This window comes from Streptomyces sp. NPDC051020, from assembly GCF_040683105.1.
Lineage (GTDB): Bacteria > Actinomycetota > Actinomycetes > Streptomycetales > Streptomycetaceae > Streptomyces.
On the sequence record NZ_JBFBCG010000012.1, the window covers coordinates 79,187 to 99,045 of the forward strand.

The 19,859-nt window shown below is 68.9% G+C and carries 19 protein-coding genes and 1 pseudogene; 8 read left to right on the top strand and 12 right to left on the bottom strand.

The window, feature by feature from the left end; all coding sequences use genetic code 11:
- Positions 1–53: 53 nt before the first annotated feature.
- Positions 54–878, bottom strand: coding sequence for a hypothetical protein (locus AB0N06_RS09430; RefSeq protein ID WP_366134100.1), 825 nt, complete (start codon positions 876–878; stop codon positions 54–56).
- Between the two features lie 480 nt (positions 879–1,358).
- Between AB0N06_RS09430 and AB0N06_RS09435 the strand changes: the two genes are divergently transcribed.
- The 3 genes from AB0N06_RS09435 (at position 1,359) to lnt (ending at position 4,556) form a co-directional block, all read left to right on the top strand.
- Complete coding sequence (locus AB0N06_RS09435; protein ID WP_366134101.1) at positions 1,359–2,222, top strand: universal stress protein; 864 nt, start codon at positions 1,359–1,361, stop codon at positions 2,220–2,222.
- Positions 2,223–2,324: 102 nt separating this feature from the next.
- The gene (locus AB0N06_RS09440) at positions 2,325–2,825 is read left to right on the top strand and encodes a nuclear transport factor 2 family protein (RefSeq protein ID WP_366134102.1); all 501 of its coding nucleotides are present in this window, start codon (positions 2,325–2,327) and stop codon (positions 2,823–2,825) included.
- Positions 2,826–2,933: 108 nt separating this feature from the next.
- Complete coding sequence (gene lnt, locus AB0N06_RS09445) at positions 2,934–4,556, top strand: apolipoprotein N-acyltransferase (protein WP_366134103.1); 1,623 nt, start codon at positions 2,934–2,936, stop codon at positions 4,554–4,556.
- Here the strand turns inward: lnt and AB0N06_RS09450 are convergent.
- From AB0N06_RS09450 to AB0N06_RS09460, 3 genes are all read right to left on the bottom strand, one after another.
- Entirely contained in the window at positions 4,551–4,898 is a 348-nt protein-coding gene (locus AB0N06_RS09450) for a hypothetical protein (protein ID WP_366134104.1), read from the bottom strand. The two genes, lnt and AB0N06_RS09450, sit on opposite strands and share 6 nt — an antisense overlap.
- A gap of 92 nt (positions 4,899–4,990) precedes the next feature.
- On the bottom strand, positions 4,991–5,890 hold the full coding sequence (locus AB0N06_RS09455) for a Gfo/Idh/MocA family oxidoreductase (protein WP_366134151.1): 900 nt from the start codon (positions 5,888–5,890) through the stop codon (positions 4,991–4,993).
- A gap of 177 nt (positions 5,891–6,067) precedes the next feature.
- Positions 6,068–7,279 (bottom strand): FAD-dependent monooxygenase, encoded by a 1,212-nt coding sequence (locus tag AB0N06_RS09460; protein WP_366134105.1) that lies wholly within the window; start codon positions 7,277–7,279, stop codon positions 6,068–6,070.
- Positions 7,280–7,355: 76 nt separating this feature from the next.
- Between AB0N06_RS09460 and AB0N06_RS09465 the strand changes: the two genes are divergently transcribed.
- The 3 genes and pseudogenes from AB0N06_RS09465 (at position 7,356) to AB0N06_RS09475 (ending at position 9,336) form a co-directional block, all read left to right on the top strand.
- Positions 7,356–8,012: a TetR family transcriptional regulator gene (locus AB0N06_RS09465; RefSeq protein ID WP_366134106.1), complete on the top strand. Its 657-nt coding sequence runs from the start codon at positions 7,356–7,358 to the stop codon at positions 8,010–8,012.
- A 235-nt stretch (positions 8,013–8,247) separates the two neighbouring features.
- A pseudogene (locus AB0N06_RS09470) lies at positions 8,248–8,759 on the top strand (DinB family protein).
- 130 nt (positions 8,760–8,889) lie between these two features.
- A complete protein-coding gene (locus AB0N06_RS09475) occupies positions 8,890–9,336 on the top strand; it encodes a hypothetical protein (protein ID WP_366134107.1) in 447 nt (148 codons plus the stop codon).
- A 100-nt stretch (positions 9,337–9,436) separates the two neighbouring features.
- Here AB0N06_RS09475 and AB0N06_RS09480 read toward each other — a convergent pair whose 3' ends face one another.
- From AB0N06_RS09480 to AB0N06_RS09510, 7 genes are all read right to left on the bottom strand, one after another.
- The gene (locus AB0N06_RS09480; RefSeq protein ID WP_366134108.1) at positions 9,437–9,910 is read right to left on the bottom strand and encodes a hypothetical protein; all 474 of its coding nucleotides are present in this window, start codon (positions 9,908–9,910) and stop codon (positions 9,437–9,439) included.
- Between the two features lie 190 nt (positions 9,911–10,100).
- Positions 10,101–10,784, bottom strand: a complete 684-nt coding sequence (locus AB0N06_RS09485; RefSeq protein ID WP_366134109.1) for a uracil-DNA glycosylase — start codon at positions 10,782–10,784, stop codon at positions 10,101–10,103.
- Between the two features lie 77 nt (positions 10,785–10,861).
- Positions 10,862–12,442 carry an ABC transporter substrate-binding protein gene (locus AB0N06_RS09490; protein ID WP_366134110.1) on the bottom strand — a complete coding sequence of 527 codons (1,581 nt, stop codon included), beginning with the start codon at positions 12,440–12,442 and terminating at the stop codon, positions 10,862–10,864.
- A 118-nt stretch (positions 12,443–12,560) separates the two neighbouring features.
- Positions 12,561–13,316 carry an SDR family oxidoreductase gene (locus AB0N06_RS09495; protein WP_366134111.1) on the bottom strand — a complete coding sequence of 252 codons (756 nt, stop codon included), beginning with the start codon at positions 13,314–13,316 and terminating at the stop codon, positions 12,561–12,563.
- Positions 13,317–13,336: 20 nt separating this feature from the next.
- On the bottom strand, positions 13,337–14,098 hold the full coding sequence (fabG, locus tag AB0N06_RS09500) for a 3-oxoacyl-ACP reductase FabG (protein ID WP_366134112.1): 762 nt from the start codon (positions 14,096–14,098) through the stop codon (positions 13,337–13,339).
- Positions 14,099–14,300: 202 nt separating this feature from the next.
- A complete protein-coding gene (locus tag AB0N06_RS09505) occupies positions 14,301–14,684 on the bottom strand; it encodes a DUF3037 domain-containing protein (protein ID WP_366134113.1) in 384 nt (127 codons plus the stop codon).
- Complete coding sequence (locus AB0N06_RS09510) at positions 14,681–15,580, bottom strand: HipA family kinase (RefSeq protein ID WP_366134114.1); 900 nt, start codon at positions 15,578–15,580, stop codon at positions 14,681–14,683. Before AB0N06_RS09510 ends, AB0N06_RS09505 begins: the two co-directional genes overlap by 4 nt.
- Positions 15,581–16,070: 490 nt before the next feature.
- Here AB0N06_RS09510 and ctaD point away from each other — a divergent pair, with 490 nt between their 5' ends.
- Both ctaD and AB0N06_RS09520 read left to right on the top strand, forming a co-directional pair.
- A complete protein-coding gene (gene ctaD, locus AB0N06_RS09515) occupies positions 16,071–17,705 on the top strand; it encodes a cytochrome c oxidase subunit I (protein ID WP_366134152.1) in 1,635 nt (544 codons plus the stop codon).
- Positions 17,702–18,091, top strand: coding sequence for a cytochrome c oxidase subunit 4 (locus AB0N06_RS09520; RefSeq protein WP_366134115.1), 390 nt, complete (start codon positions 17,702–17,704; stop codon positions 18,089–18,091). Before ctaD ends, AB0N06_RS09520 begins: the two co-directional genes overlap by 4 nt.
- A gap of 9 nt (positions 18,092–18,100) precedes the next feature.
- On the opposite strand, the gene AB0N06_RS09525 is transcribed toward AB0N06_RS09520, so the two are convergent.
- The gene (locus tag AB0N06_RS09525; protein ID WP_366134116.1) at positions 18,101–19,741 is read right to left on the bottom strand and encodes a cytochrome bc complex cytochrome b subunit; all 1,641 of its coding nucleotides are present in this window, start codon (positions 19,739–19,741) and stop codon (positions 18,101–18,103) included.
- Positions 19,742–19,859 lie beyond the last annotated feature (118 nt).

The window sequence follows — 19,859 nt, forward strand, 5'->3', positions numbered from 1 at the left end:
ATCAGGTGCTCGGAGTCCGCCTCCTCACTGCCCGGCTGCCTGCGCCGCGTTCGTCAGTAAGAGACAACCGCCCACACCAGCGCCCCGCCCACGGCGGCCGCATAACACCCCACGGCAGCGCGGACGACGGTACGACGGGTGCGGGCGCTCCACGAGGTTCTGGCCAGCACTCCGGCCAGCAGGGGCAGCACCAGAATCGCGTGCAGGCTCACTCCGTGCAGTGGCTTCACCGAGGCCGTGGAGTCGTAGCCGGCCAGTTGATGGCCGGTGCGTGTCAGATAGACGCCACGGGCGATCATCGCCGCTCCGGACAGCAGCCCGACGACCAGGATCGCGAAACCGGTCCGCAGGGCGAGCGCCATGCCTGTCGGTCCGTCCGGGCGCCGGAGGAACGAGGCGACCGCGAGGGCGGTGAGGATGACGACCAGCACCCCCCCGCCGACGGCCAGCGTCATGGAGACCGCCGTGTCGAAGGGGGTCTCCATGTTGAAGTGGGACGGTACGCCGCGCCACGCCTGGAGCGTGATGCCGCCGACCTCCAGCACGCAGTCGACAGCGAACAGCGCAAGCAGCACGGTACGCGTGCGGGGGCGTATGCGCAGGTAGGACGCCACCCAGCAGAGCACGATGAGCGTCAGTCCGAACGAGACCCCGAAGGTGACGGGCTTGCGCCAGGACACCGGGCCGTCCCAGGAGCCGCCGTCGACGGCGAAGACGATCAGATGCAGCAGCCCGGAGACGACGAGGAGCGCGCCGGTCCCATAGCAGAGGCGCTCCACCGGGCGCACATTCCGCCACCCGGGCGCGGTCGGAAAGGAGCCCGGTGCGCTACCGCGAACCGGCTCTGTCGTGGTGGCCCGTGCAAGGTGGTTCTTCATGCCCGGAGCATCCCTCGGAAAGCGCCCGGCGTCGTCGTACATCCGAAGGCGGCTGACGTACGCCCCTCGGAGTACCCGTCGTCAACCCACCCGTGGGTGGCGCGCCTTGAGCACAACGACGAGCGACCTCGGGCTGGGCGACCTGCTGCCGGGGCGCCGACCTGTCGCTGCCCATCACGTGGCACGTGTGACCGCCCCCGGCCCGAAATCCTGTGCCAGGAGGGCATAGAAGTCCCCGGCGCCCTGAGCCGCCGCGCAATCTCGCGCCGGAGCGCCGGACGGCAACCGGCCATAGCGTACGGAACAGGTCCCGGCAGTAATCCGGGACCGCCCTCCGCTCGGCACCGGAAAGCAGCCGGTCCTGCCCCCGCCGGGCCGGCCCTCGGACACACAGGGTAGAAAAAGGGGCCGAAAGTCCCTGCCGGAAGCTGCGTTCGCATACCAGCCTGGGACATGCACCGCCGGACTCTGGAGGACTCCATGACCACCACCGAGCTTCCCGTGATCGCCGCCGTCGACGGCTCGTCGCCCAGCTATGAGGCCCTCGACTGGGCGGCGCGCGAAGCCGTCCGGCGAGGACTTCCGCTGACGATCGTGCATGTCCGGATCCCCACCCGGCGTACCGTCCAGGAGGCTCAGCAGCGACAGGCCGAGGAGTTGCTCACGGAGTCCGTACGGCGGGTGTCGCTGATCGCGCCGGACCTGCACCCGGCCACGCTCAGCCCGCTCGACTTCCCCGTGTCCGCACTGACCTCGCTCGGCCAGAACGCATCACTGCTGGTGCTGGGCTCCCGCGGTCTGGGCGGATTCCGGTCCCTGCTGATCGGCTCAAACAGCCTTGCGACGGCTTCGATGGCCACGTGCCCGGTCGTCGTCATCCACAGCGGTCGGGGGGACGACGACGCGGTGGACGCGGCGGAGACATTTCCGGACATCGTTGCGGGAGTGGCCGCCGACGAGAGCAGCGAAGCGGTACTGGATTTCGCGTTCGAGGCGGCAGCAGCCCGGCCCGGCGCGCGGCTGCGGATTGTGCACGGCTGGACGATGTTCTCGTCGATGCTCTCCGGCGGACCCGTCTTCGACCGGGACGCGGCGGCGGGCGCCGCCGAGCGGACTCTCGGGGAGCTCACCGCAGGCCGGGGCGAGAAGTACCCGCAGGTCGAGCTCGTGCTGGAGCCGATCCATGGCTCCGCGTCGCGCACCCTGGTCACGGCGTCGGCGACCGCCGCGCTCACGGTGATCGGGCGGCGCAAGGGCGGCGAGGAGCTGGGGTTCGGGCTGTCCCCGGTCGCGCAGACAACGCTCACGCACGCGCTCGGGCCGGTGGCCGTGGTCCCCTGCTGAGGCACGCACCGAGCCGGGCACCGGGCATCCGGATCAGGACTGGACCACCGCCGCGCGTGCACGGCCCTTGGCCTCGGCGGTCGACGGGCACACACTGACCGCATGACGCAGCGCGTGGCTCTCGCAACCGTGATGGACCAGTTGTCCATCGATGCAGTGATCACCGGCTATGCGGTGGCGGTGGACGACAGCGCCTGGCAGGACTACGGGGAGCTGTTCACCCCGGACGGCCGCGCCGACTACCGCAGTGCGGGCGGCATCGAGGGGACCGCCGCCGAGGTCGCGCAGTGGCTGGCGGAAACCATGCGCCTCTTCCCCGTACGACAGCATCTGATCGTCAACCGCCGGCTGGACCTCCAGGACCTGGGGGGCTATCCCGGCGACCGGGCCGAGGTGCAGGCCGACTATCTCAACCCGATGCGGTTGCGCGGCGCGCCGGACGACGGCGCCACCGGGGCCGCGGACACCACCACGGCGCCGAACTTCGTCTCCGGCGGCCGGTACGCGTTCGGGCTGTTGCGCACGGAGACCGGCTGGCGGATCCGTACCGTCGCCGTCCATGAGAAGTGGCGCAGCCTCACCGGGAATCTCGCCCCCGGCTGATCCGCACCTCGGGCCCCACTCTCCCTCTGGCCACGGCCGTTCCCCTCCCCCCACACTGGGGAAGGAGGCGGGGGAGACTGCTCACCGGGCAGGACGAGGAGGCGCGGCATGCGAATTCCGGCCGTTCGGCGTGAGCAGGGGGAGCGCCTGCTCCGGTCGCCCTGGTGGCGCGGTGGTGCTGCGCTGCTCGCGGGTGCACTGCCCGCGCTCGCCTTTCCCGCCCCGGCTCTGTGGTGGTTCGCGTACGTCGCGCTGGTGCCGTGGCTGCTGCTGATCCGGTCGGCAGGTACGGGTCGGCGGGCCGCACTCGATGGCTGGCTCGGCGGTACGGGCTACCTGATCGCGGTGCACAACTGGCTGCTGCCGAGCCTGCACGTGTTCCTCGTGATACTGGCGGCGTTCCTCGGTCTGCTCTGGGCGCCATGGGGGCTGCTGGTCTCCCGGCTGCTGGGCGGATCGCCGTCCGTCGCGAGGGTCGGGGCGGCCTTGATCGTGGTCCCGTCCGGCTGGCTGATGATCGAACTGGCCCGCTCCTGGGATGCGCTCGGCGGTCCCTGGGGGCTGCTCGGCGCGAGCCAGTGGCAGGTGCCCGTGGCACTCCGGGTGGCGTCGGTCGGAGGGGTGTGGCTGGTGAGCCTCCTGGTGGTGGCGGTGAACATCGCGGTCACTCTGCTGCTCGTGACGTCTGCCGCCCGGACGGCCGCGGCGGCCGGCATCGTGGTGGGCGCGCTAGCAGTAGGCGCGATATGGAGGTGGGCGCCGCAGCCGGAGCCCGCGGGAGCGGCCCGGATCGCCGTCGTACAACCCGGCGTGGTCGAGGGGCCGAACAGCGTGGAGCTGCGTTTCGCACGCAGCGAGCAACTGACCCGCACGCTGGCGGGCCGGCAGCTCGACCTGGTCGTCTGGGGCGAGAGCAGCGTCGGCGAGGACCTGTCACAGCACCCGGAGCTCGCAGACCGGATCGCGAAGGTGTCACGCGAGGTCGGCGCGGATGTGCTGGTCAATATGGATGCCCGGCAGGCCCACGCCTCGGGCCGGTCGGGGATCTTCAAGAGTGCGGTGCTGGTGGGGCCGGACGGCCCGACCGGGGACCGCTACGACAAGATGCGTCTGGTGCCGTTCGGCGAGTACATTCCGGCTCGTTCGGTGCTCGGCTGGGTGACGTCGCTGGGCAAGGCGGCGGGCGAGGACCGGCTGCGCGGGACCCGGCAGGTGCTGATGTCCGTTCCCGAGCCGCCGTCCCCCGTGTATTCCTCAGGGTCCCCGGGCGGAGCGGAGAGGCTGCGTATAGGTCCGCTGATCTGCTTCGAGTCGGCGTTCCCCGACATGAGCAGGCGGCTTGCCCAGGACGGGGCCCAGGTGCTGATCGCCCAGTCGTCGACGTCCACGTTCCAGCACAGCTGGGCGCCGGCCCAGCATGCCTCGCTCGGCGCCCTCCGGGCGGCGGAGACCGGCCGTCCGATGGTGCACGCCACGCTCACCGGGATCAGTACGGTGTACGACGCGCAGGGGCGTCGCATCGGCACCCCGCTCGGTACGGACACCAGCGCGGCCGCCGTGTTCGACGTACCGCTGGCCACTGGCAGCACGCTCTACGTCCGGCTGGGCGACTGGCCGGCGCAGGTTGCGCTCGGGGTGCTGGCCGGGTTCTGTGCCTATGAGGGTGCACGGTCCCTCCGGCGGCGGAGCTCGGAGCCGGTCGGTGCGGCCGCTCCGGCGGCACGGCTATGACGGGGCGTTGACCGAGACGATGTGCCCCTGTGCATCAACGGTGAGGGCAACCCGCTCGACCTTGTTCGTCACGGCCAGCGCCACCCACACGGCGCCCCACAGAAAGCAGCTGAACACCATGAGCAGGGCGTGCAGCACATGGTTCAGCGGTTGCCCGCGGACCATGACGACCTGCGTCTCGGCGCGCGACTCCACCCGCCAGCCGCTCGCGATCCGCTGATTGACCGCCCAGTCCAGGATCAGGGCGCGCTGCATCGCGTCGGGTGGCCGCCCTTCCGCCGAGTAGTAGCCGGGCGGTGGCTGGAGAGCAACCCAGCCCCGTGGCTCGTCGTGGGGCTTCACCAGGTCACCTCCACGGGCTGGCGGTCCATCCCCCCAGCCTGCATCCGGCCCGTGCGGGACGCATCCGGACCCGCCCTGACCAGCGGTTTCCGCTACGCGCAGTCCAGGTCCAGCAGAATGCGCTCGCACAGTTCGTGTGTCTCCAGCGCGTCCCGGGCGCTCAGCAGCTTCCCGGCACGCACAGCGTCCAGGAAGGACAGCACGCACTGCTCGATGCCGCGCTGACGGGCCACCGGCACCCAGTCACCACGTCGCCGCAGGCTCGGCTGCCCCTTGTGGTCGATCACCTCGGCAAGGTTGACGACCTCCCGCTTGGAGTCCTGTCCGGAGACTTCGAGCCGCTCCTCCGTCGAACCGCTGAGCCGGTTCATCGCGCCGATGGCGGTGAATCCGTCTCCGGACAGCTGCAGCACGACATGGTGCATCAGGCCTTCGCGGATCCGCGCCCGTACGACGGTGTGCTCGACCGGCCCCGGCACCAGGAAGCGCAGGGTGTCGACGACATGGATGAAGTCGTCGAGCACCATGGCGCGCGGTTCCTCGGGCAGGCCCACCCGGTTCTTCTGCATGAGAATGAGCTCGCGCGGGTGCTCGATGCACTGGGCATAGCCGGGCGCGAACCGCCGGTTGAAGCCGACGGCCAGGCTGACACCGCGCTCCTCCGCAAGGTCGACCAGCCGCTCGGAATCGGCGAGTTCGTAGGCGAGCGGCTTGTCCACGTACGTGGGCACTCCGGCCCGGAGCAGCCGGTCGGTGATCTCCGGGTGTACGGAGGTCGGGGCATGGACGAAGGCGGCGTCCAGGTCCTGGGCGATCAGCGAGTCGAGCTCGGAGTGGCACTGCTCCGGCGGGATCCGGTGGGACGCGGCGACGGCGGCGAGGGTGGTGGGAGTGCGGGTCTGCAGATGCAGTTCGACCCCGGGCAGGGTGGTGAGGACCGGCAGATACGCCTTCTGCGCGATGTCGCCGAGCCCGATGCAGCCGACCTTCACTGGGGTCTCCCTCTGACTAAGACCGACCGGCACATGGGGGGCGGCGTCGCGGGGCTGGGCACGCACATCTGCTGCGTTGTCGTCAATCACCATGGCTCCGCCATGGCTCAATCCTCCGCCTTGCAGCTGCACGCACCCAGCCCCGCTCCTTCCCCCACCCCCCATGTGCCGGTCGGTCTAACGCTGTGTCATATGCATGCCCTTCGCCCGGGCAGCATACGTGTGCTGCGGCGGCTGCCAGTCCGCGATGCCGTCGAAGGTACGCAGCACCAGGGCCGGCCCGAGTCGGGACACGGCGGACATCAGCATGTCGCGCACCGCGACGGCGGGGGCGCTGGTCACCCGCATCAGACGGGCCACCCTGGCGGCCCTGCGGACGATGGCGCTCGTCCTGGGGAGCCGGTCCGCGCTGTATGCGGCGAGCGCCGTCCCGAGGTCGGCGTCGGGCGCCGCGTGGTGGGCGAGCACGATTCCGTCCTCGATGGCCTGATTGCCGCCCTGTGCGAGGGTGGGTGTCATGGCGTGGGCACTGTCGCCGACCAGGACGGTCCGGCCCCGGTGGAACGCGGGCAGCGGGTCGATCAGATGGTGCACATCGTTGCGGAGCACCTGGTCGGGTTCGACGGCGGCGATGATCCCCGGAATCGGATCGTGCCACGCGCAGAAGCGGCGCAGCAGCTCGGCCTTCTCGTCGTCGGCGGCCCGGGCTCCGGCGGGGGCGACCGCGGCTGCGTACGCGTAGATCCGGCCGTCCTTGAGCGGCTGGGTGCCCCAGAGGGCGCCGCGGCCCCAGGTCTCGTGCGGGGCGAAGGGCTGCTCGGGCGCGGGGACGACGACGCGCCAGGCGGTGAGGCCGGCGTACGACGGCCCGGGGTGATCGGGGAAGAGGTGCGTGCGTACGGCCGAGTTGATGCCGTCGGCTGCGACGACGAGGTCGGCCTCGAGGTCCGCGGTGGGCGTCCTGACCACGGCGCGGGCGCCGCCCGCGGTGCCCGGGTTCACGAGTTCCGCCGCCGTTCCGGTCCGGATCACGGATGCGGGCAGTTCGGCCACGAGGGCATCGATCAGGGTCGCACGGTGCAGCAGGACCATCGCTTCGCCGAACCGCTCGGTCGCCGCCGCGCTGTCCGTCCGGGACAACCACCGGCCGCTCGGACTGCGCATACCGCCGTCGCCCTGCCAGGCAGCCAGGGATCTGATCCTGTCGCCGAGGCCGATGACGTCCAGGGCGCGCTGCGCGTTGGGCGCCAGGCCGATACCTGCACCGACGGGCTCCAGCGAAGCGGCCCGCTCCAGGACGGTGACCTGCCAGCCGCGCCGGCAGAGGGCCACGGCGGCGGTGAGGCCGCCGATTCCGCTGCCGATGACGACCGCATGGGGCTTGTCCATGACTCCTCCTCGGAACTACACCTGCAGTAACAGGACCAACGCACTACAGCTGTAGTCGCGACGATAGGGTGACCTCATGGCCACCAGCACCACACGCACCGGCGGCGCCTCCCGGGCGGATCTGATCGCCGATGCCGCCCTGGCACTTCTCGCCGAGCGCGGGATGCGAGGGCTCACCCACCGGGCGGTCGACGAACGCGCCGGACTCCCCCAGGGCTCGACGTCCAATTACGCGCGCACCCGGCAGGCGCTCCTGGAGGCGACGGTGCGGCGACTGGCGGAGCGCGAGGCGCAGGTCCTGGCTCCGAGCGAACTTCCGATGCCCACAGCCGGGGGCGGGCCGGAAGGCGAACCGGACGCCGGGACCGGGCCGCCCCACGACGTCACCGCGCTCGTCGGCAGCCTCGCCCTGGCTCTGCACCGATACCTGACCCGCCACCCTCACCTGCTCATCTGCCGCTACGAACTCGCGCTGGAGGCCACCCGGCGGCCGGAGCTCCGGAAGTTCTTCGACGCGACGGGCGGACAGTTCCGCGAACCCCTGGTGGCGCTGATGGGGGCAGCCGGTTCGGCCGAGCCCGAGCGGCACGGCCTCTCCCTGGTGGCCTGGTGCGAAGGGCTGATGTTCTCGTGCGCCGCGGGGTCGTACCACCGGTCCGTACCGACCGAGGAAGAGCTGCGTACCGGCTTCGCCGAACTGCTGCGCGGCATGCTGGCACCCCCCGGCGAATAAGAGGCCGCGCACAGAGGTGGGGTGGAGGAAGGAGCGGGGCGAGGGGCAAGCCTGGCAAGGCGGAGAAGGGAGGCGACGCGAAGGGGGCCCCTCCCATGCCTTTCGGGCCATGGGGGAGTCGTCGACCGACGACAACGCCGCCAGGCGCCGCCCATCGGCACGCGACGCCGCCCCACCTCTGTGCGCGGCCTCTCACATCTGGCCAGGCCTTGATCGCCGGGAAACAATGACCGGCATGACCACAGACGAACGTTCCGAAAGCGCCATCACCGCTGCCGAACGCCCGATGCTCGAGGGCTGGCTCGACTATCACCGCGACACGCTCGCGCTGAAATGTGCGGGGCTCAGCGACGCCTAACTGCGGGAGGCGTCCGTACCGCCGTCGCAGCTCAGCCTGCTTGGGCTCGTACGGACATGGCGGAGGTGGAGCGTCACTGGTTCCGCAACGTCATGGCCGGCCAGGAAGCGAAGTCGCTGTACTGGACCGACGAGGACGAGGACGGCGACTTCCATCCCACCGAGGCGGACACCTGGGAGGAGGCCGGGACCACCTGGCGGGCGGCGATCGACGCGGCCCGGGAGATCGCCGCGGAGCACGGGCTCGACGACCTGTCGGCCGGCCGCAGCCGCAAGGGCGAGCAGTTCAACCTGCGCTGGATCTACACCCACATGATCGAGGAGTACGCGCGGCACAACGGCCACGCCGATCTGGTCCGGGAGCGGATCGACGGCACGACCGGTGACTGACCGGCACGCCACGCCGCCCGGCGGGCAGACGCCGCCGGCCGGGGCGTTGCGCTGACCGGGGTCACTCGTGAGGGCCAATCATCACCGGCCGGCTCGCGCAGCGCCCTGCCCGCACAGCAGAGTTGCCCAGGTGCAGCGAACCAGTATCACCGTGAAGCTCCTGGTCGGCGTGGCAGTCACTGCCGTCACCGGCTGTGTGTCCGTGGAGCCCCGGCCGGGCATTGCGCCCCGGCCCGAGACCAGCAGGCCCATCCAGGACCTGGCGCCCCAGATCGTGGGGCCGCCGGTCCGGGACACCCTGGAGGCGATCCCCGACCCGAAGCCGTCGCCGAAGGCGTCCGGCCGACCGGCGAAGGCGCGCTCGGACACCCAACACACCGCGCCTCGCGCCCCGCAGCGGCGGGAGCACGTCGGCTTGCCCCGGCCTCGTCATGCCCCGCCCGCAGCCGCGCGGGTGCCGAATCCGCCCGCTGTACCCACCACCGGGACAAGTGTCTGCGCGCTCGGCCGGGCCTACGGGGGCTGGTCCGCGGGCAGTCCCGAAACCCGGATCTGTGAGGACACCTACGGCCACTGAACGCACCGTCGGTCGCGGATCCCGCCGGGATCCGGCCGAATCGGATCGTTGCGGCCCGGCCGTTACCGGCGGGCCGCGACGATCCGCGGCAGACCTCGGCTCACAGCTCCCGAAGCCGCCGCTCCAGCCGCCCGATCGCCGCGCGCACCCCTCCCCCGTACCCGTCGTCCACGAGAACCTCGGACGCCTTCCGGGCCCGGTCCAGATGGACCCGGGCCGCGTCGGGGCGCTGGAGCTTCACATAGTCCGCCGCAAGGTTGAGGTGGAGCGATGGGTAGAAGGCCCGCACCGCGAGCGAGTCCCCGTGTTCCGCGACGCGCCCGTCACAGATCCCCTCGGCTGCGGTCAACGCCCTTAGGTCCCAGGCCAGTTCATCACCGAGATCATCCTGGGTGTCGGCCATGTAGTGCGCGAGGGTGCAGCGGTGCAAGGCATCGCCGTCCTCACCGATCTCAGCCCAGAGCGCCCCGAAGCGGTTACGGGCCTCTTCCCGGTCGCCGCCGTGGAGCAGCATGATCGCCTGGCCGATCCTGGTCATGACGGCATCCGTCGACGTCTCCTGCTGCTCCGTCACCGCGGTCTCCCTCGCATGTGTCCAGCCGTTCCCGGTTCACCCCGGTCGACGTCGATCGGGCCCGGTGGAGCCCGTTCGATTCCGGTCACGGCGACGCTAGCGGCTGGCACCGGCAATCCCGCTCAGGCTCGGGCTAGGACCTTTCTATCCCGACAGAGACCCCCGGGCCCGTCGGGCGGCTCCGGGCGGATCAGCCCAGGTCGGGGATGCGCCAGTCGATGGCCTGGTGTCCCTGTGCCGCGACCGCCTCGTTGATCTGCGTGAACGGACGGGAGCCGAAGAACTTCTTCGCGGACAGCGGTGACGGATGTGCGCCCTTCACCACCGCATGGCGCTCCTCGTCGATCAGCGGGAGCTTCTTCTGGGCGTAGTTGCCCCAGAGCACGAAGACCGCCGGATCGGGCCGCGTGGCCACCGCGCGGATCACCGCGTCCGTGAACTTCTCCCAGCCCTTGCCCTTGTGCGAGTTGGCCTCGCCGGCGCGGACCGTCAGCACGGCGTTGAGCAGCAGGACGCCCTGCTCGGCCCACGGCATCAGATACCCGTTGTCCGGGATCGGCAGGCCGAGCTCCTCATGCATCTCCTTGTAGATGTTCCGCAAGGAGGGCGGTGTCCTGACGCCGGGCCGCACGGAGAAGCACAGCCCGTGCCCCTGCCCCTCGCCGTGGTACGGGTCCTGGCCGAGGACCAGGACCTTCACCTTGTCGTACGGAGTGGCTTCCAGGGCCGCGAAGACCTGCTCGCGGGGCGGGTAGACCGGTCCCTTCGCCCGCTCCTCCTCGACGAACTCGGTGAGCTCCTTGAAGTACGGCTTCTGCAGCTCTTCGCCGAGGACGCCGCGCCAGGACTCGGGCAGCAGGTCGGTGTCGGTCACTTCAACAACCTCCGGTACGCAATCGGTTCTTGACCACAGAACCTACCGGGGGCCACTGACAACCGGCCGGGCGAGCCCTACCAACTGGTCTTGCGGTACAGCTCCCACATCTGCATGACCGTCTGCGGGTCCAGGGCGCGCTCGCCGCCACCGATGTCCTCGCCCGCCTCGACATAGAGCTTGCCCTGCCACAGGGGCAGCAGCCGGACGTCGTCGACCAGGATGTTCTGAGCCCGCTCGAACTCCTTGCTGACCGCGCCCCGGTCGCTCTCCTGGCGGGTCTGCGGCAGCAGGCGCCGGGTGATCTCGGTCTTGTCGTACGGCATCCCGGTGACACTCTGCTTGCCCACGAAGGGGGCGATGAAGTTGTCCGGGTCCGGGAAGTCCGGGTTCCAGCCGCGGCCGAAGACCGGGTACTGGCCCTTGGTGAAGCCCTCCTGGAACTTCTTCCACGGCAGGCCCTTCAGCGTGATCTTGAACAGACCCGACGCCTCCAGCTGACGCTTCAGTTCACCGAACTCGGATTCCGTAGCCGAGCCGTACCGGTCGGTGGTGTACCAGAACGTCATCGCGACGGGCTCGGTGATGCCCGCCTTGACCAGGATCTGCTTGGCCTTCTCCTTGCTCGGGTTGCCGAAGCTGTCGAAGAAGCTGGTGGTGTGGCCGGCGATACCCTTGGGGATCATGGAGTACAGCGGCTCGGCGGTGCCCTGGTAGACCTTGGCGACGAGCGCGTCCCGGTCGACGAGCTGTGCGACGGCCCGGCGGACAGCCGGGTTCCCGGCAGCCGGGTCCTCGGGGTTGAAGACCAGGAAGCGGATGTCGGCGCCGACGGTCTCGATCAGCTGCAGCTTGCTGTTCTCGTCCTTGTTGTCCTCGAGGTTCACCACCTCCTCCGCGGTGAGGCCGCGGTAGGTCGCGTCGATCTCGTTCTTCTTCAGCGCGTCGACCATGGGGGCGGACCCCTTGAAGTACCGGATGGTCACGGCGTTGTTCTTGCGGTTGGCGAAGCCCTTGTAGCCCTGGTTCTTCACCAGCTCGGCCTTGCCCCCGGGCACGTAGCTGTGCAGGAGGTAGGGGCCCGACCCGGTGACCTTGCCGTCCTCGCGGACCTTGTCCTTCGGGTAGTCGCTGGGTGCCACCAGAGACATCGCGGGGGTGGCCAGAATGAACGGGAACGTGGCGTCCGGCCTGTTCAGGTGGAAGATGACGGTGTCGTCGCCCTTGGTCTCGACCCGGTCGAGCGAGCCGAGCAGGCCAAGGGGCCCGCCCTTGACCTTGATGGTCGTGATCCGGTCGATGGAGTACTTCACAGCCTCGGCGTCGAGGTTGTCCCCGTTGGAGAACTTCAGGCCCTTCTTGAGCGTGCAGCGGTAGGCCGTGCTGGTCCGGTCCGTGAACACACAGGAGTCCGCGGCGTCGGGCTCCGGGCTCGAACTGCCGGTGGGAAAGCTCACCAGGGTCTGGAAGACATTACGCATCAGCTCCCACGAGTTGTCCCATGCCGCCGCCGGATCGAGGGTGGAGGGCTCACTCGTGGTACCGACGACTATCTTCTGCTCCGCCTCCGAGCCATTGTCGGAAAGCAGACCGCAGCCGGCCAGCAGAGAAAGGGAAGCAAGGGCTGCAGCGGCCTGCAGCCTGGCCCGGTAGAACACGTGCACGCTCCTCGATCAGCCATGGATCGGCAGACCATACCGCAGCGCCCCGTCGGGTCAACCCGCAGGCCCGACGGGGCACTTGAGTCAAGCAGGGCCAAATCGGAGCAGGCTGTGCTCAGCTCACGCCCGCGTTCAGGAAGATGCCTCCATCGACCACCAGCGTCTGTCCGGTGATCCAGTCGGACTGGCTCGACGTGAGGAACGCGGCGGCTCCGCCGATGTCCTCGGGGACACCGAGCCGGCCGAGCGGATAGGCGGCTGCCGCCTCCGCCTCGCGCCCCTCGTACAGCGCCTTGGCAAACTTGGTCCTGACCACGGCCGGAGCGATCGAGTTGACCCGGACGCCCGGGGCGAACTCGTGCGCCAGCTGCAGGGTCAGATTGACCATGGCCGCCTTGCTCATGCCGTACGCGCCGACGAAGGGCGAGGCGGAGATACCGGCGATCGAGGCGATGTTGACGATCGCCCCGCCGTTCTCCTTCTGCCAGGCCTTCCAGGTCTGCTGGGCGAAGCCGAGCGCCGAGATCACATTGGTCTCGTAGACCTTGCGCACGACATTGAGGTCGAGCTCGGCGATCGGGCCGAACACCGGGTTCGTACCGGCGTTGTTGACCAGGAAGTCCACGCGGCCGAATGCCTCCATGGTGCGCTCGACCGCCGCCGCCTGATGCGCCTCGTCGTGCGCCTTGCCCGCGACGGCGATGACCCGGTCGGAGCCCAGCTTCTCGACGGCCTCCTTGAGGGCGTCCTCGCCGCGCCCGGTGATGCACACCCGGTCGCCGCGGGCGACGAGCGCCTCCGCGATTCCGTAACCGATCCCCCGGCTCGCGCCCGTGATGAGCGCGACCTTCCCGCTGTCCTGCACAGTCATGATGTCTGCTGCCCTTCGGGTCAGTTGAGCGGCCCGCCGGCGACGTACATGACCTGGCCGGAGACGAAGCCCGCGTCGTCGCCGGTGAAGAAGGCGATGGCGTTGGCGACGTCCTCCGGGCGGCCGACGCGCTGCACGGGGATCTGGGTGGCGGCGGCGGCCTGGAACTCCTCGAAGCCCATGCCGACCCGGGCCGCGGTCTGCGCGGTCATCTCGGTGACGATGAAGCCGGGGGCGACGGCGTTGGCGGTGACGCCGAACTTGCCGAGCTCCTTGGCGAGGGTCTTGGTGAAGCCCTGCAGACCGGCCTTGACGGCGGAGTAGTTCGCCTGGCCGCGGTTGCCGAGCGCCGAGGACGAGGACAGCGAGACGATACGGCCGAACTTGGCGTCCACCATGTGCTTCTGGACGGCCTTGGCCATCAGGAACGCGCCCTTGAGGTGCACGTTCATCACGGTGTCCCAGTCGGACTCGCTCATCTTGAAGAGCAGATTGTCGCGGAGCACGCCCGCGTTGTTGACGAGGATCGTCGGCGCACCGAGCTCGGCGGCGACCCGCGCCACGGCGGCCTCCACCTGAGCGTTGTTTGACACGTCGCAGCCGACGGCGAGGGCGGTGCCCCCGGCGGCGCTGATCTTCTCGACGGTGTCCTTGCAGGCCGCCTCGTCGAGGTCGAGTACGGCGACGACGCGGCCTTCGGCCGCCAGGCGTACCGCGGTGGCGGCGCCAATGCCTCGCGCCGCTCCCGTCACGATGGCGACACGCTGCTCGGTGGTGGACATGCTTGGTTCTCCTCGCCCTTGGATCGCGGCTCAGCGGACGTCAGGAAGTTCCCGATGACTGAGCAACCGCTTAGTACCTTCAGCAGACGAGACGCTAGAAGCCCTGACACTCGGTGTCAACGGCCCACGGACGCAGCAGTGCATGTCACACCGGACGGCGCCGCGACCGCAGGGTCCGCGCGCGGCGCCGACGGTGGCCGGATCAGCGCACCAGCAGGTCGAGCAGCCGCTCGACCTCGGCCTCCGGATCGGCGGTGAGGCCGCTGTGCACGGCGCTCGGCTGAACCACTGTGGAGCGCGGGGCGATCAGCCAGCGAAAGCGCCGCCCGGCGTCGTCACCGGCGGCCTGGCCGGCCGCGTCGCCGCCGCAGCAGACGCCCTCGACGGCCCGCAGCGCCGCCCGGACCCCGACCACGTCGGCGTTCGGGTCGAGCGCCCTCAGCTTGCTCTCGTCGAGATGGGTGCGGGCCGCCACAAAGGACTTGGCGCGGCAGTACACCAGCACGCCCGCGTTGAAGCACTCACCGCGCTCGACCCGGGGCACGACGCGCAGCAGCGCGTACTCGAAGACCTCACGCTTGCTCACTGACTGCCGTCCTTGCTGCTCTGCGGCTCGTCGGCCCGGTCGGCCGCCGCCTTCTCGGCACGGTCCTTCTTCGTGGGGTGCGGCCACGGAGTGAGGTGCTCGGTCAGCCACCCCGGCGCCCGGGACGGCGCCGCCTTCGTGGGCGCGTCCATCGAGATCCGCTCGTGGATGGTGGCGGCGCGCGCCAGCAGCGGCTCCACATAGGCGCGGCGCAGCGCGTCCGTCGTGTCGAAACCGGGCTCGTCGACCAGCCACTCGTCGGGCACCTCGGCGGTCACCTCGGTCAGCAGCCGCTCGGTGACAAGCGGGGCGAGCTCGGCGGCCGCGGCGGCGATGTCCGGGCCGAAGGGCGCGAGCACATGGTCGGAGGCGTTGTACGGCTTGGCCGCGGATGCCTGCGCACCCGGCCAGTTGTGGTGCCAGATCATCGTCGCACCGTGATCGATGAGCCAGGCGTCCCCGTGCCAGACCAGCATATTGGGGTTCCGCCACGACCGGTCGACATTGTTGATCAACGCATCGAACCACACGATCTTCCCGGCCTCTGCCGGATCCACCTGGTAGGCGAGCGGATCGAACCCGATCGAACCGGGCAGATAGTCCATTCCGAGATTCAGCCCACCGCTCGCCTTGAGCAGTTCCTGCACCTCTTGGTCCGGCTCCGCGAGCCCGATGACCGGGTCGAGCTGGATGGTGACGAGCTCCGGGACCCGCAGTCCCAGCCGCCGGCCGAGTTCCCCGCAGATGACCTCCGCGACGAGGGTCTTCCGGCCCTGCCCGGCGCCGGTGAACTTCATGACGTATGTACCGAGATCGTCGGCCTCGACGATCCCGGGGAGCGAGCCGCCCTCCCGCAGGGGGGTGACGTAGCGGGTCGCGGTGACTTCGGTGAGCATTTTCCCAGGCTATCGGGTCCCGCATGCGGTCTTCACAAGCAACGGTGCGGGCCGACCTCGACCCCGCCCCTGGGTCTCCTGTGCGCGATTGCGGTACGGGCCAGTCCCCGTCTGTCCTCGGTGCCGCCCGGTCCACGGACCGGCTGCGGGGCCGGATCGGCTGATCCGCTGCCAGAGCACAGTCACGCATTCCCGCGCGAACGGACGTGCCGTCACCAGGTCGACCCCGGCGCTCGCACCGGAAGTGATGACGGTCTGGCTCGTGACCGCCGGGCATCCGGGACCCGGCGGGCCCGTGGGACGCCCGATCGGAGCACCGGTGAACCGGTGAAATTCGAGGTGTCACCGCCAGTCGTACGGGCCGTCGACGGTGGCAGGCTCCACCATCGAGTCAACTGGGAGGGACGGAGAACCGATGGCGCAGGAGCTGCAGGAAGCCGCGTCGGCCGAGCCGGTGGGCAACAGGCGCGTCAATGCCGGTGTGAGGCTCATGGGCTGGCTGACGACCACGGACCACAAGGTCATCGGCAATCTCTACATGGTCACCGCGTTCGGGTTCTTCCTGCTGGGCGGAGTGTTGGCCATGCTCATGCGAGCGGAGCTGGCCCGGCCAGGACTTCAGATTGTCAGCGCGGAACAGTACAACCAGCTGTTCACGATTCACGGCACCGTCATGATGCTGCTGTTCGCCACGCCGATGTTCGGCGGCTTCGCGAACGCCATCATGCCGCTGCAGATCGGCGCGCCCGACGTCGCCTTCCCTCGCCTGAACGCGCTCACCTACTGGCTCTTCCTCTTCGGCGGAATCATCGTGGTGTCCGGATTCGTGGTGCCCGGCGGCGCGGCACACTTCGGCTGGTTCGCCTACGCTCCGCTGAACAGTGCCGTCTTCTCGCCCGGCGCCGGCGGAGACCTCTGGACGATGGGCCTGGTGCTGTCGGGGATCAGCACGACCCTGGCATCGGTCAATTTCATCACGACGATCGTCTGTCTGCGCGCCCCCGGTATGACCATGTTCCGGATGCCGATCTTCACCTGGAACGTTCTGTTCACCTCGATCCTCGCGCTGCTCGCGTTTCCGGTGCTCGCTGCCACGCTGCTCGTACTCGAAGCCGACCGGAAGTTCGGTGCGCATGTTTTCGACTCCGCCAACGGCGGGGCACTGCTGTGGCAGCACCTGTTCTGGTTCTTCGGCCATCCCGAGGTCTACATCGTCGCGTTGCCCTTCTTCGGAGTGGTGAGCGAGATCATTCCCGCGTTCAGCCGGAAGCCGATGTTCGGGTATTTCGGAATGGTGATGGCCACGATCAGCATCACCATGCTCTCGGCGGTTGTCTGGGCCCATCACATGTTCGCCACGGGAGCCGTCCTCCTGCCGTTCTTCTCCGCCATGTCGTTCATCATCGCCGTGCCCACCGGTGTCAAGTTCTTCAACTGGATCGGCACCATGTGGCACGGCAGTATCACGTTCGAGACACCCATGCTCTGGGCGATCGGCTTCCTCGTGACATTTCTCCTGGGCGGCCTCAGCGGGGTGCTGATCGCCTCGCCCCCGCTGGACTTCCACCTCACCGATTCGTACTTCATCGTCGCCCACCTCCATTACGTGCTCTTCGGCACAGTGGTCTTCGCGATGTTCGGCGGTTTCTACTTCTGGTGGCCCAAGTTGACCGGACGCATGCTGGATGAACGCATCGGACGTATCCATTTCTGGACCTTGTTCGTCGGCTTTCAGCTGACCTTCCTGGTCCAGCACTGGCTGGGGGAGGCCGGGATGCCCCGCCGTTACGCCGACTATCTCGCAGCGGACGGCTTCACCTTGCTCAATACGATCTCGTCCGTCGGCTCCTTTGTGCTGGGCCTGTCGACACTGCCGTTCCTGTACAACGTGTGGCGCACCAGCCGTTACGCACCGAAGGTCGAAGTGGACGACCCGTGGGGGTTCGGCCGTTCCCTGGAGTGGGCGACCTCCTGTCCACCCCCGAGGCACAATTTCCGGGCTTTGCCCCGCGTACGTTCCGACTCGCCGGCCTTCGACCTGCACCACCCCCTCAAGGAGAAGCCGGGCCTCGGCCAAGGCGGGTCCCACTCCATTTCGGGCGCTGAGGAGGAGTCGGGCGAATGAAGACCGAGGCCATTCTCTTCGCCGGAGTCACGGGGTTCTTTCTCGTGACCGATGTTCTCTACGCCGTGTGGTCCCGGGATCCGACAGGCACGGCGGCTCTCACCATCTCGTTCCTCATGGCGTTGCTGGTCACGTTCTTCTTCGCCACCAACTACCGGAGGAAGGGACTGCGCCCCGAGGACCGCAGGGACGGGCAGATCCATGAGCGGTCCGGTCCGGTGGACTTCTTTCCTCCGCACAGCATCGCGCCGTCGCTGACAGCCGCAGGGATGGCCTTGCTCGCTCTCGGTGTGGTGTTCGGTCTGTGGCTCTTCGTGATCGGGCTGGGCCTGGTCCTGGCGGGGGTGTTCGGAATGGCCTTCCAGTACGCGCGCGTGCGGGGCTGAGGGCGGCTCTCAGTCCTCGGGCTCGCGAACCGGCTCCGGCGACGCGGTCCTCGCGGCGATCCGGGACCGTTGCTCGTCCGTGGCGGGCAGTTCCACGAGGTCCCTGTAGTACCACCCGCTCAATACGGTCCGAAGCCGTCGCCGACGCGAGATCGTGCCCTCCACGGGGAGTTCCAGGGGCGTCGGGACATCACGCATCAGGATGCGGTAACGGGCTGTCGGGCTCAGGCCGCGGTGGCTCTCCGAGAGGTCGCCGTTCATCGATTGGATCACCTGGCCGGTCTCCTCGCCCTCGGTCAGCCGACGGCGGTCCCGCATCTGAAGGGCGAGGCAGAGGCGTTTGGTCAGCGCGAACGCCAGGAGCGGGGCGGCGATCAGCGCGATCCTGAGGATCCAGGTCATGACCTGGACCGAAACCCTGAACGAGAAGGCGACGACATCATTGCCGCCGGCGACCAGGAGAACGGCGTAGAAGACGATGGCCGCCACGCCGAGCCCGGTACGGGTTGGCCGGTTGCGCGGCCGGTCGCACAGATGGTGTTCCCTGCGGTCGCCCGTCACCCACTTCTCGAAGAAGGGATAGAGAAACAGCACCGTGAAGACCACGCCTGGCAGCACGAGCGCCGGAATGAACACATTCCACATGATGGTGTGCCCCGCGATGTTGGTCTCCCATGGCGGCATCAGCCGCAGCGCGCCCTCCAGGAACCCGACATACCAGTCCGGCTGTGCGTTACCGGAAACCTGGTCGGCACGGTAGGGGCCGTAGTTCCATACGGGGTTGATCTGGGCGAGCCCGCCCAGCAGGGCCAGTACGCCGAACACCATGAGGAAGAAACCTGTGGTCTTCGCGGTGAAATGTGGGAACGCCGGTGAGCCGACGGCGTTCTTGTTGGTCTTCCCGTGCCCCGCCCAGTGGGTGTGTTTGAGGTAGACCACCAGCATGAGATGAGCGGTGATCAGCGCCACGATCAGACCGGGCACGAGCAGGATGTGCACGGCGTACAGCCGAGGGATCACGTCATTGCCCGGGAACTGTCCTCCGAAGACGAACAGCTCCACGCGCGTTCCGACGACAGGGATCGACCCCACAATGGTGGCCGCCGTCCTCAGGCCCGTACCGGACAGCAGATCGTCGGGCAGCGAGTAGCCCGCGAATCCTTCGAGGAGCGCGAGTACGAACAGTGTCATGCCCACGATCCAGTTGGCCTCCCGCGGCTTACGGAAGGCGCCGGTGAAGAAGATCCGCAGCATATGGACGGCGATCGCGGCGACGAACACCAGTGCCGCCCAGTGGTGGATCTGACGGATCAGCAGGCCTCCGCGCACGTCGAAGCTGATGTTGAGGGTGGTGGTGTAGGCCTGCGTCATCCTCACGCCGTGCAGGGGCGCATAGGAACCGGTGTAGACGCTGTCCATCATGCTCGGGTCGAAGAACAGGGTGAGGTACACGCCGGTGAGGACCAGGACCACGAACGTGTAGAGGGCGATCTCGCCGAGGAGAAAAGACCAGTGGTCGGGAAAGGCCTTGCGCAGCAACTGCCTGGCCAGCTCGCTGACGGGCAGGCGCGCATCCATCGCACCGTATCCACTGACCGCTGCCTTCCCGGCCCGGGTCTTCAGCTGCGCCTTACGTTTCCGCAGGGCCATGCACCACTCTCCCGTCGATCTCCCTTCCGTCACCCGTCCCTTATTGTTCCGGTTCGCCCTTTACGGGTAACGCATTACTCGAAGGGATTACGCAGAATCGCGGTATCGGCACCTGATC

Coding starts and splice junctions, on each gene's coding strand:
- fabG (WP_366134112.1), bottom strand. CDS start 14,098: ATGTCCACCACCGAGCAGCGTGTCGCCATCGTGACGGGAGCGGCGCGA.
- lnt (WP_366134103.1), top strand. CDS start 2,934: ATGCGAATTCCGGCCGTTCGGCGTGAGCAGGGGGAGCGCCTGCTCCGG.
- AB0N06_RS09430 (WP_366134100.1), bottom strand. CDS start 878: ATGAAGAACCACCTTGCACGGGCCACCACGACAGAGCCGGTTCGCGGT.
- AB0N06_RS09460 (WP_366134105.1), bottom strand. CDS start 7,279: ATGGACAAGCCCCATGCGGTCGTCATCGGCAGCGGAATCGGCGGCCTC.
- AB0N06_RS09495 (WP_366134111.1), bottom strand. CDS start 13,316: ATGACTGTGCAGGACAGCGGGAAGGTCGCGCTCATCACGGGCGCGAGC.
- AB0N06_RS09525 (WP_366134116.1), bottom strand. CDS start 19,741: ATGGCCCTGCGGAAACGTAAGGCGCAGCTGAAGACCCGGGCCGGGAAG.
- ctaD (WP_366134152.1), top strand. CDS start 16,071: ATGGGCTGGCTGACGACCACGGACCACAAGGTCATCGGCAATCTCTAC.
- AB0N06_RS09510 (WP_366134114.1), bottom strand. CDS start 15,580: ATGCTCACCGAAGTCACCGCGACCCGCTACGTCACCCCCCTGCGGGAG.
- AB0N06_RS09440 (WP_366134102.1), top strand. CDS start 2,325: ATGACGCAGCGCGTGGCTCTCGCAACCGTGATGGACCAGTTGTCCATC.
- AB0N06_RS09520 (WP_366134115.1), top strand. CDS start 17,702: ATGAAGACCGAGGCCATTCTCTTCGCCGGAGTCACGGGGTTCTTTCTC.
- AB0N06_RS09435 (WP_366134101.1), top strand. CDS start 1,359: ATGACCACCACCGAGCTTCCCGTGATCGCCGCCGTCGACGGCTCGTCG.
- AB0N06_RS09465 (WP_366134106.1), top strand. CDS start 7,356: ATGGCCACCAGCACCACACGCACCGGCGGCGCCTCCCGGGCGGATCTG.